The 9734-nt window shown below is 39.3% G+C and carries 12 protein-coding genes; 5 read left to right on the top strand and 7 right to left on the bottom strand.

Annotated features, from left to right (window positions below; translation table 11 throughout):
• Positions 1 to 58: 58 nt before the first annotated feature.
• Positions 59 to 1129, bottom strand: a complete 1071-nt coding sequence (sohB, locus tag DS2_RS01620) for a protease SohB (protein WP_035012833.1) — start codon at positions 1127 to 1129, stop codon at positions 59 to 61.
• Positions 1130 to 1820: 691 nt separating this feature from the next.
• On the opposite strand from sohB, the gene DS2_RS19555 reads away from it, so the two are divergent.
• Genes DS2_RS19555 through DS2_RS20125 form a run of 5 tightly spaced genes read left to right on the top strand, consistent with a single transcriptional unit; the run spans position 1821 to position 4673 of the window.
• Complete coding sequence (locus DS2_RS19555; RefSeq protein ID WP_051479511.1) at positions 1821 to 2357, top strand: PTS glucose transporter subunit IIA; 537 nt, start codon at positions 1821 to 1823, stop codon at positions 2355 to 2357.
• Between the two features lie 2 nt (positions 2358 to 2359).
• Positions 2360 to 2710: an arsenate reductase gene (locus DS2_RS01610; protein ID WP_035012832.1), complete on the top strand. Its 351-nt coding sequence runs from the start codon at positions 2360 to 2362 to the stop codon at positions 2708 to 2710.
• A gap of 5 nt (positions 2711 to 2715) precedes the next feature.
• Positions 2716 to 3849: a succinyl-diaminopimelate desuccinylase gene (gene dapE, locus DS2_RS01605; protein ID WP_035012831.1), complete on the top strand. Its 1134-nt coding sequence runs from the start codon at positions 2716 to 2718 to the stop codon at positions 3847 to 3849.
• Positions 3842 to 4528, top strand: a complete 687-nt coding sequence (locus tag DS2_RS01600; RefSeq protein ID WP_035012830.1) for a M15 family metallopeptidase — start codon at positions 3842 to 3844, stop codon at positions 4526 to 4528. The genes dapE and DS2_RS01600 overlap by 8 nt, the downstream gene beginning before the upstream one ends.
• Positions 4521 to 4673, top strand: a complete 153-nt coding sequence (locus DS2_RS20125; RefSeq protein ID WP_081754145.1) for a DUF2897 family protein — start codon at positions 4521 to 4523, stop codon at positions 4671 to 4673. The genes DS2_RS01600 and DS2_RS20125 overlap by 8 nt, the downstream gene beginning before the upstream one ends.
• 3 nt (positions 4674 to 4676) lie before the next feature.
• Here the strand turns inward: DS2_RS20125 and DS2_RS01595 are convergent, their stop codons facing one another.
• The 6 genes from DS2_RS01595 to modA form a co-directional block, all read right to left on the bottom strand.
• Complete coding sequence (locus DS2_RS01595; protein ID WP_051479510.1) at positions 4677 to 5558, bottom strand: DUF3025 domain-containing protein; 882 nt, start codon at positions 5556 to 5558, stop codon at positions 4677 to 4679.
• Positions 5521 to 6399, bottom strand: coding sequence for a 23S rRNA pseudouridine(2605) synthase RluB (gene rluB, locus DS2_RS01590; protein WP_035012829.1), 879 nt, complete (start codon positions 6397 to 6399; stop codon positions 5521 to 5523). The genes DS2_RS01595 and rluB overlap by 38 nt, the downstream gene beginning before the upstream one ends.
• Positions 6392 to 6979 carry an SMC-Scp complex subunit ScpB gene (gene scpB / locus DS2_RS01585; RefSeq protein WP_035012828.1) on the bottom strand — a complete coding sequence of 196 codons (588 nt, stop codon included), beginning with the start codon at positions 6977 to 6979 and terminating at the stop codon, positions 6392 to 6394. The genes rluB and scpB overlap by 8 nt, the downstream gene beginning before the upstream one ends.
• Positions 6980 to 7040: 61 nt before the next feature.
• On the bottom strand, positions 7041 to 8150 hold the full coding sequence (modC, locus tag DS2_RS01580; RefSeq protein ID WP_035012827.1) for a molybdenum ABC transporter ATP-binding protein: 1110 nt from the start codon (positions 8148 to 8150) through the stop codon (positions 7041 to 7043).
• Positions 8137 to 8826, bottom strand: a complete 690-nt coding sequence (modB, locus tag DS2_RS01575) for a molybdate ABC transporter permease subunit (RefSeq protein ID WP_035012825.1) — start codon at positions 8824 to 8826, stop codon at positions 8137 to 8139. The genes modC and modB overlap by 14 nt, the downstream gene beginning before the upstream one ends.
• Positions 8814 to 9587 carry a molybdate ABC transporter substrate-binding protein gene (modA, locus tag DS2_RS01570; RefSeq protein ID WP_051479509.1) on the bottom strand — a complete coding sequence of 258 codons (774 nt, stop codon included), beginning with the start codon at positions 9585 to 9587 and terminating at the stop codon, positions 8814 to 8816. Before modA ends, modB begins: the two co-directional genes overlap by 13 nt.
• Positions 9588 to 9734 lie beyond the last annotated feature (147 nt).

The following is a 9734-nucleotide window of genomic DNA, read 5'->3' as shown; positions in this document are numbered from 1 at the left end:
AATTGAGTGACACAGATTTCTAAACACTACCGGCGGCTAGCTAACTTGATGTGTTATTTTAGCTAAAACGAATATTTCTTAATTTATCAGCTAAGCCTAAAAAGACTTTTTCAATTGTTGCAGATGCTGCAAAAGGTAATTTTTCTAATACATTTTTAGCAACCGCATACTTAACCTGATAAACATCAGCACTATCGATTTGTTCAACCACATAGTCATCACTCGTTTGCAGCTCATCAACCAAACCGAGCGCTTGTGCTTTTGAAGCCATCCAGTGCTCACCGGTTGCAACTTTTTCTACTTCTAATTCAGGTCTAAATGACCCAATATGTTCAACAAACAACTTGTGGATTTCTTCCAATTCAGCTTTAAATTTTTCCCGCGCCTTGTCAGTGTTTTCACCAAACATAGTTAAAGTTCGTTTAAATTCACCCGCTGTAATTTGCTCAAAATCGATGTCGTGCTTTTTTAATACTTTATTAAAGTTGGGTAGCTGAGCAATAACACCAATTGACCCAACAATCGCAAATGGTGCTGCAATAATTTTGTCAGCCACACAAGCCATCATATAACCGCCACTTGCAGCGACTTTATCAATTGAAATCGTTAATGGAACCCCTTTTTGCTTTAAACGCGCTAACTGACTAGCAGCAAGACCATAACCGTGAACGACGCCGCCTCCACTCTCTAATTTAATTAAAACTTCGTCATTTTCGGTCGCAACAGCCAAAACTGCTGTCACTTCTTCACGCAAATTATCCACCTCTTGAGCATCAATGCCAGATTTAAACTCAATCACGAATAAACGCTTTTTATCTTGTTCCCCTAATTGTTCGTTTGCATCAGTAGATTTATTTTTAGCTTTCGCTTTGGCTTGTTTTTTAGCGGCTTTGTCTGCTTCTTTTTGCGCCTTTTCTTTTTGTTTTAGCTGCTCTTTACTGAATAAATGTGCTTCCAGACCATCTTTCATTTCTTTGAATTTTTCTGACAGATTAGTCAGTTCCAATTCACCTTTTTTACCTTTCTGAGATTTTTTTGTTTGCGCCACGGCTACTAGTATTATTACTATGGCTGCGACAAAGGTTATTGTCTTTGCTAGAAACAACCCATATTCATATAAAAATTCCATACCAAACACCCTTATATTTCATCATTTTATAAGCTTAACACAGCCATAATTAAATCCATATATTTAAACACTAGCCAAAATTTAACCAATTCATTTTAACCTTATATTTCAAACACTTAAAACATACCCACACCTAAACCCACAAAACTATCCACATGTTTGGTGGATAAGCACAACAGGCAAATTTCATTCAGTATAAAATACGTACAAAAACGAATAATAATTCATCAACCATGAATATCGATTTATTTTATCTGTCATCTTTGCAAACTCGATCATTTTTTTGAGCATTCATTAAACAAAATCTGCTTACAATAACTGCAAAAAATTAATTGTACAAATTGTTCCTATAGTACAGATCAGTTTTTGATCAGTTTTTATTTCCTTTTATATCAAATAGATAAAAGTTACCCACTAGCTAATACACACAGTTATCTACAGTTTCTGTTAGTTATTTTTTCAGTTTTGTATAGTTATACATTTTAAATAGATTTAATCCGATATTTGTTAGTAATTTTTAATAAAACGCGAAAAACACCAAATGTTATCCACATTACCCACAAGATTTTTTAGCCATTTTGATGATAAACACAGCAACTGTATTCACTTTCGCAAATTTTCTTGTACATCAAAACTATTCACATCTGATACAATTAGCTAAACCCCTTTATTAGCTGAAGCACTGCATATAATGGATGATTCACAGACAAACACATTCCCGGCTGATATTGAGCCGATATGGCAAATTGCAGCGCCTTGCAATGGTAAAGTTCAACCATTATCCACGCATTATAGTGAGCTCATCCGCCAAGGTTTTGCTGGAGAAGGTATATGTATTGAATTATATTCAGAACAAATCGTCAGCCCAGTCAATGGGATCGTACAATTTATTAGCCCAGCGCTTGATGTGTTTAGGATAAAATGCCAAAAGGGGTTAATAGTTGAGTTACGCTTGCCGGATATAGTGCAAGATATGATGCGCAACGGTTTTCAACTTAAGAGTAAGTTGAATCAAGCAATTAAAGCTGGTGACATTTTATTGTTGTGTCATAAACAAAAACTCACACGCTTATATAATAAAGTTTACGGCAATAAAAAACCTCAACTGCTCATAACACTGCCTAACTTACCCGCTGAATATGTAGTACAATGCACCTTTAACCGAGTAACAGCCGCTCAAGACTTTTGTATAAAAGTGTACCCCCCGGCAAAACAAACACAGGAGTGAAAGTGTTAGTTATTTATGGCATTCCCAATTGCGATACAGTGAAAAAAGCCAAAAAATATCTTGATGAGCACAGTATCGACTACAAGTTTCATAATTTTAAGAAAGACGGTGTCACCAAAGATTTAATCGAATCATGGCTAGAACAAGTTCCACCAGAGTTGTTAATAAACAAACGAGGAACCACTTGGCGTGCGCTACCGGATGAAACCAAACAAAATTTAACCGCTCAATTAGCGGTTGAGCTTGCGTTAGAAAACCCGTCGATCATTAAACGACCAGTCGTTGATAATAATGGTGAATTTTCTGTTGGATTTAAAGCCCAAGATTGGGATCAGCGATTTATTAAAGAGTAATATTTATGTCTGAAGTAATTGATATTTTAAAAGATTTGATCTCTCGCCGCTCGGTAACCCCTGAAGATGCTGGTTGCCAACAGATGATGGCAGACTACCTGAAAGAGTCAGGTTTCAACATCGAATCTATGGTATTTGAAGACACCACAAACATGTGGGCACGCAAAGGCAGCGAAGGTCCTGTATTTTGTTTTGCAGGTCACACAGATGTTGTGCCCAGTGGTCCAACTGAGCAATGGCACACGCCACCTTTTGAACCAACCGAAATCAACGGCTATTTGCATGGCCGCGGCACTGCTGATATGAAAGGTAGCTTGGCCGCTATGTTGGTAGCAACAAAACGATTTGTCGCTAAATACCCTAATCACAAAGGTTCAATTGCATTTTTAATTACGAGTGACGAAGAAGGGCCATTTATTAACGGTACCACTCGAGTAATCGATACCTTAGAAGCGCGTAATGAAAAAATCACTTGGGCATTGGTCGGAGAACCGTCAAGTACTCATAAAGTCGGCGACGTGATCAAAAATGGTCGTCGTGGTTCTTTAAGTGGTGATTTAGTCGTAAAAGGCGTGCAAGGTCATGTTGCTTATCCACACCTAGCTAAAAACCCAGTGCATATAGCGGCACCAGCACTTGCAGAGCTTTCACAAATTCAATGGGACAAAGGCAACGACTACTTTCCACCGACCAGCTTTCAAATATCAAATGTTAATGCAGGCACGGGGGCTACAAATGTCGTACCTGGTGAAATGCACGTACAATTCAATTTTAGATACAGCACAGAAGTAACAGCAGAAATATTAGTTGAACGTGTTCACAGCATTTTAGATGCGCACGGATTAGAGTACAGCTTAGATTGGACTTACAACGGCTTACCATTTTTAACCGATGAAGGCTTGTTGGTTGAAGCAGCGGTAAAAGCGATTGAAGATACTACACATACTAAACCTGAATTATTAACGACAGGTGGTACATCAGATGGTCGTTTTATTGCACCTACTGGTGCGCAGGTAGTTGAGCTTGGGCCGGTCAATGCCACCATCCACAAGATCAACGAATGTGTAAAAATTGAAGATATCGAATTATTAACCGATATGTACGAGAAAATATTGATCAACCTTTTGGCCAATGACTAGTTGGAATTTTTCTCAATCACAGCTAATGGGTTTGGATACAGGCCATTTAATCGAACTGTATCCAAACCATTATGTGCATAAACAGGCAGCGAAAGCGGTAATTGAACTTCAGTCTGTTGCAAAAAGTGCAGGCATAGATCTCAGGTTAGCAAGCAGCTTCAGAAGTTTTCAACGTCAAAGTATAATTTGGAATGAGAAAGCCTCTGGCGGACGAGTTGTTTATAACCGTTCAGCTCAACCGCTTGAACTATCCACATACTCTGCACTCGATGCGATTCACGCAATTTGTATCTACAGTGCAATTCCTGGATTAAGTCGACACCACTGGGGATGTGACTTTGATGTGTATGACGCCAACCAATTTGATGCGAATAATCGGCCACAGTTGTTAGCCAGCGAATATGCCGAAAATGGCCCCAACTTTAAGCTGTATACTTGGTTAATTGAGCAGAGTAAAAATTTTGGTTTTACTCATGTTTACAAAGAAAATAAAACTGTAGGCGTTGCAGCTGAACCATGGCATATTAGCTACATTCCAGTCGCCCGTCAGGCACAAAACAGCTTTAGAATGCAGGATTGCCAAAATATTTTGTCCGAGCATTGTTTAGCCTTTAAACAGACTCTGCTTGACAACTTACCCTCGTTATATCAAACCTACGTGGAGGCTTATTATGTCTAACTGGATGATAGTTGGCATTATAGTGTTGGCTTTATTATTTATTATCGGTCCACTGGTTGCATTAACTGGCTCAGGTAAATTTAAAATCCCTAAAGACTTTAAAAATACCCAAGGTTATGACCAAGATAAAGACAAGGAAGATTAACAGCTAAACTTTAGCCACTTTTTGCCGTTTTGGCCTAAAGTATTTTGTATTCGCATAAAACGACTGCTTGCTATTATCCGTATACCAGCCTGGTACCCCCAACAAAGGTAATGGAGAAAGGCGTTGGTTGTTAGCCAGAGATTTGTCTAGCAAAATTTGTTTTGCAACCAGCTGATCTAGAATCTGATACTGTTGATTAAGCGTACAGTCAAAAAAACAAGGCTCAACCTGAACAAAATAAGCTTTTGCGGTTAAGCCAATAAATGGAGCGAGCGCCATTTCATACATGGCGTGGCCAAAAACAAAAGGTCTAATTGAGCGAAACCAGTCTTGACGGTTAACCCAGAAGCTGTCCATCCATTGATGTGATTGTAATGTCGTTTTTTGCTGCTCATCAGTGTAAGCCAAGATCACACCGCATTCATCAAATAAAGTAAGTGCGTCTCTTTGTTTCGTCCGCTGTTTTAACCCAAACTGCCCTATGTCTTGCACATGTAATTGGTTGATTGCTTGTTTGCACGAAGGAAACAATCCCCAAATTAACCCATTAAATAAGTCATGCCAATTATCATGTCGCGTTGGGATTTGTTTTGTTTGATTAATAAACCCTTCATATCCAAGGCTAGCTAATAACGGGTTTAGTTCAGTTTGCTTAATAAATTGGTATGACTGCAGCGTAAATACTGGCGCGCGCTTGGCAACCAAGTCAGTTAAAAACTCGGCGGTTGGAATATGCACTTGCTCAACAAGGCTAGGATATAATCTGCTGATATCTGCATATATTCCACTTGAAAGATTGGCCTGCTGAAAACTAACATCAGCAGTCCATTTTTTCTGATTTGGCAAACTATCTACCTTTTTTTCGTCGTTTATCAGCAGGCGCATCACCCTGCTCTCTTAATTCTGATTTTCGAATCGCTTTGCGTATGCGATTGGCTTTAAGGTTTTTAATTTTATTGTTGCGACTAATTTCTTTACGCATTTCAATTGGTCGCATATCCACCAATTTGCGTAAGTAATTGACTTCTTTAACTTCTAGTTCAGCCCATCCACCCATTGGCAGCGTGCGAGGCAATGTAATATCGCCATAACGAATTCTAGACAAGCGACTAACTTGAACTTCCTGGGTTTCCCAAATCCTTCTGACCTCTCGGTTTCGTCCCTCTGATAGCGTGACATGAAACCATCGATTAATCCCTTCACCACCAGCAAAAACGACTTTATTAAACTTTGCAGGGCCATCTTCTAGTTGTACACCTTGGCGAAGGTTTTGAATAGTTTGCTCTGTCACCTCACCAAATACACGTACCGCGTATTCTCGCTCAACTTCATTGGATGGATGCATCAATCGGTTAGCCAATTCACCATCAGTGGTAAAAATTAACAAACCTGTGGTGTTAATATCCAAGCGGCCTACTGCAACCCACCGCCCCTGTTTAAGCACAGGTAGTCGATCAAATACCGTTTTGCGTTGTTCAGGGTCGTTCCGTGTACAAACTTCACCCAGCGCTTTGTTATATATCAATACCCGACACGGTACGTCGTCTTCTGATTTAAATTTAACAATATGACCATCCAGACGTATTTCATCTGTCTCGGTTGCACGTTCTCCTAAAGCAGCAATTTTGCCGTTTAAACTAACACGACCATCACTAATGGCTCTTTCCATTTCACGACGAGAGCCTTTACCTGCTCTCGCTAAGATTTTTTGAATTTTCTCAGACATCTGATTCTCCCGAATCTGACAATTTATCGGCATCTTTAGTCTCATTGACCAAAGCTTGTGTAACTTGAGGTAAGTCTTCTAAACATTGTAAACCAAAATAGTCTAAAAACGATGGGGTTGTTGCAAATAAAGCTGGTCTTCCTGCAACTTCTTTATGACCAATCACCTTTACCCAACCTCGTTCTTGTAATGCCCTGATGATATTACTGGACACTGCAACGCCTCTAACTTGCTCTATCTCACCACGGGTTATCGGCTGTCGGTAAGCGATTAACGCCAATGTTTCCAACATGGCTCGAGAGTATCTCGGCGCTTTTTCTTGCCACAACAAACTGATCCAAGGACTTAAAGTTGATTTTGTTTGGAAACGATAACCTGCAGCTACTTTCACCAACTCAATACCATGTCCTTGGTACCTATCGGAAAGAGTTTTAATTAATGTTGTAATTTTACGCTGCGAAAGCTTGAATTCAGATAAAACCGTGTCAGCCAAAACTTTTAATGGCATTGGTTTGCCATAAGCAAAAATAGCCGCTTCGATAATTTGCAAATATTGTTCGTCATTGTTTTTGCGTGGCATATGAAAATTATTCTTGTGTAAACTCTATGTTGGCTTGGTGCTAGTATACATTAACGTACAGCTAGCTGATAATTGAAACCGCTTTGACTTGAGCAAACACTTTACAGCCAATTGCCAATGCTAATCTATTCCAAGAGTAGCGCGTTACACTAGCCACAAGTTTAAATTCAGCGCCTTGCGCTGTTGATACTAAATGCACGTGAACTATGCTCTCACCTGCTGATTGTTCAATATCCGATATTTGCATTGGCATTCGATTAACAATGCTCGATTGATTGTCGGCCGACAAAGACAAGCTGACATCCTTAGCTAAGATTCTAAGCCGAACATTTTTTTGATTCTTCGATAAATTTGTTGCAGGTAACAAAAATGCGTTGGCTGCAACATTGATTTTGACTAAGTTTTCTTCAGGAAGCTCTGTAGTAATGACGCCATCTAAAACCACACCAATTTGCTCTTGCAACCAAGGCAATTTACTCGATTTTGCAAAAACCTGATTAATTGTACCTTGATCAATCACTTGCCCTTGGTCGATAACCAGAATGTGATCAGCTAAGCGGCAAATTTCGGCAATATCATGACTCACATAGATGATTGGAATGCTCAGCGTTTCTTTAATTTTTTCAATGAGATTGAGTAAGTTATTTTTATTGTGTTGGTCAAGCGCTGCGAGTGGTTCATCCATCAACAAGAGATGAGGCTGAGATAACAATGCTCTTGCTATAGCAACACGCTGACGTTCGCCGCCAGACAATTTATTAGTGCGACGATTAACTAAGGGGGCTAAGCCCATCAGCTCTACTAACTCGTCATAATGAAACTTTACCGCTTGGTTACCTGCCCGATTGTTTTTTTTACGTAAACCAAAAAGCAAATTTTCATGAACATTTAAATGCTCAAATAAAGCGCCGTTTTGAAACACGTAACCAATATCGCGTTTATGCACTGGTATAAAAGAATTTTGTGTTTGAAAATTACGCCCCATAATAGTTAAGCGACCTGTAACTTGTGGTTGCAAGCCTGCAATACAGCGCAATAAGGTCGATTTACCACATCCAGATGGTCCCCAAATAGCGGTTAACCCTTGTCTAGGTAAACTTGCAGACATTGAAAACTCAAACTGATTCAAACGTCCACTAAAACTAAAATAACTATCGTTAAACTCGGCCACTGAGTCCCGCCTGTTTTTGTTTTAAATATACCCAAAATAATACAATGAACGAAAATACTAATAGAATCGCTGACAACCTGTGCGCTTGGGTATAGTTAAGCGATTCAACGTATTCGTATATTTTGACTGACACGACTTGGGTTTCTCCTGGGATGTTACCACCAATCATTAAAATCACGCCAAATTCACCGACCGTATGAGCAAAGCCTAAAATAGCACCTGTTAACAAGCCTACTTTAGCATTTGGCAGCGCTATTTGAAAAAAGCACGCCAACGGGTTTGCACCTAAAGTAGCTGCCGCTTCTAATGAACTTTGCTCCATTGCAACAAATGCATTTTGAATAGGCTGCACTACAAAAGGTAGAGAATAAATGACTGAGGCAATTACCAGCCCAGAAAAACTAAAAGCTAATCCCGACATACCTAAACTTTGACTGAGTTGGCCAATCACTCCTTGTGGTGAAAACGCAATTAGAAAATAGAATCCAAGTACACTGGGCGGCAATACAATTGGCAAAGCAACCAATGCAGACACAAATGCAACCATTGAACTTCGGCTTCTTGCTAACCACCAAGCCAATGGGGTACTGATAAACAAAAGCACAATAGTCACTGTGCCTGCCAGTTTGAAGGTGAGCCACAATGCGGTTATCTCATCAGGCGTTAATCCGAACATACTAAACTCTTATACCCATGATTTTGAATTAAACATTGTGCCTGTAAACTTGTCAGAAACTCAAAAAATGATAGAACGGCTGGACGGTTAAGCGAACGATTCAACACAACGGCTTCTTGATAAATCGGTTGGTGTAAGTTGCTCGGAATCAACCAATAGTTCTTAACATCAACTTGTGTTAATTGTGACATAGCAACAAAAGCTAAATCAGCATGCCCACTGAGGAAAAATTGCAGTGTTTGAGAAATATTTTCTCCTTGTATTTTTTTATTGGCTGGTACTTCAACCTTTAAATTTGCCAAAGTTTGCTCTGCGGCCAATCCATATGGTGCTAACTTATCATTCGCCAGCGCAATAAACTGATACTCCTGCTGGAGCAAAGCGGCTTGTGGGGATTGCAATTTGGCAGATGAAGCTAGAGCTAATTGCCCCACGGCGTAAATCGCAGCGTTTTGTTTTTCAGCTAAACCAGCACTAATCAGTTGGCTAATTTTATCTCTATCAGCCGACAATAGGATGTCAAACGGAGCGCCATGTTTAATTTGCGCATATAATTTGCCAGACGATGCAAATGATGCGGTTAACACAGCATTAGGTGTAATTTCTAAATAGCGACGTTTTAATGCTTCAAATGTATGGATAAAATTAGACGCAACCGCAACTTTCACTTGGTGATGGGGCATATTGTTAGCAAATACCGAGTTGATGACCACCCAATACATCAGCCACAGTGTAATAGAGGTTTTTTTAATGAAAGACATTGCGGTTTTTAATTTAACAGGTTGATAATTTGGTTAAATATAATGGTATCATCTTTCCATATATCTAGCTGTATTTAGTCATGTTTATTATGCGCCAAATCAAATTCTATTGTACATTGCTATCAAGCTTTTTAGTTTTCAATCTTA

Source organism: Catenovulum agarivorans DS-2 (assembly GCF_000568405.1).
In the GTDB taxonomy this organism is placed as follows: domain Bacteria; phylum Pseudomonadota; class Gammaproteobacteria; order Enterobacterales; family Alteromonadaceae; genus Catenovulum; species Catenovulum agarivorans_A.
Note: the sequence above shows the minus strand (reverse complement) of the source record. Positions and strands in the feature narration are given on the sequence as shown.

Coding starts and splice junctions, on each gene's coding strand:
- DS2_RS19555 (WP_051479511.1), top strand. CDS start 1,821: ATGGATGATTCACAGACAAACACATTCCCGGCTGATATTGAGCCGATA.
- dapE (WP_035012831.1), top strand. CDS start 2,716: ATGTCTGAAGTAATTGATATTTTAAAAGATTTGATCTCTCGCCGCTCG.
- DS2_RS20125 (WP_081754145.1), top strand. CDS start 4,521: ATGTCTAACTGGATGATAGTTGGCATTATAGTGTTGGCTTTATTATTT.
- sohB (WP_035012833.1), bottom strand. CDS start 1,129: ATGGAATTTTTATATGAATATGGGTTGTTTCTAGCAAAGACAATAACC.
- rluB (WP_035012829.1), bottom strand. CDS start 6,399: ATGTCTGAGAAAATTCAAAAAATCTTAGCGAGAGCAGGTAAAGGCTCT.
- scpB (WP_035012828.1), bottom strand. CDS start 6,979: ATGCCACGCAAAAACAATGACGAACAATATTTGCAAATTATCGAAGCG.
- modA (WP_051479509.1), bottom strand. CDS start 9,587: ATGTCTTTCATTAAAAAAACCTCTATTACACTGTGGCTGATGTATTGG.
- DS2_RS01600 (WP_035012830.1), top strand. CDS start 3,842: ATGACTAGTTGGAATTTTTCTCAATCACAGCTAATGGGTTTGGATACA.
- DS2_RS01595 (WP_051479510.1), bottom strand. CDS start 5,558: ATGCGCCTGCTGATAAACGACGAAAAAAAGGTAGATAGTTTGCCAAAT.
- modB (WP_035012825.1), bottom strand. CDS start 8,826: ATGTTCGGATTAACGCCTGATGAGATAACCGCATTGTGGCTCACCTTC.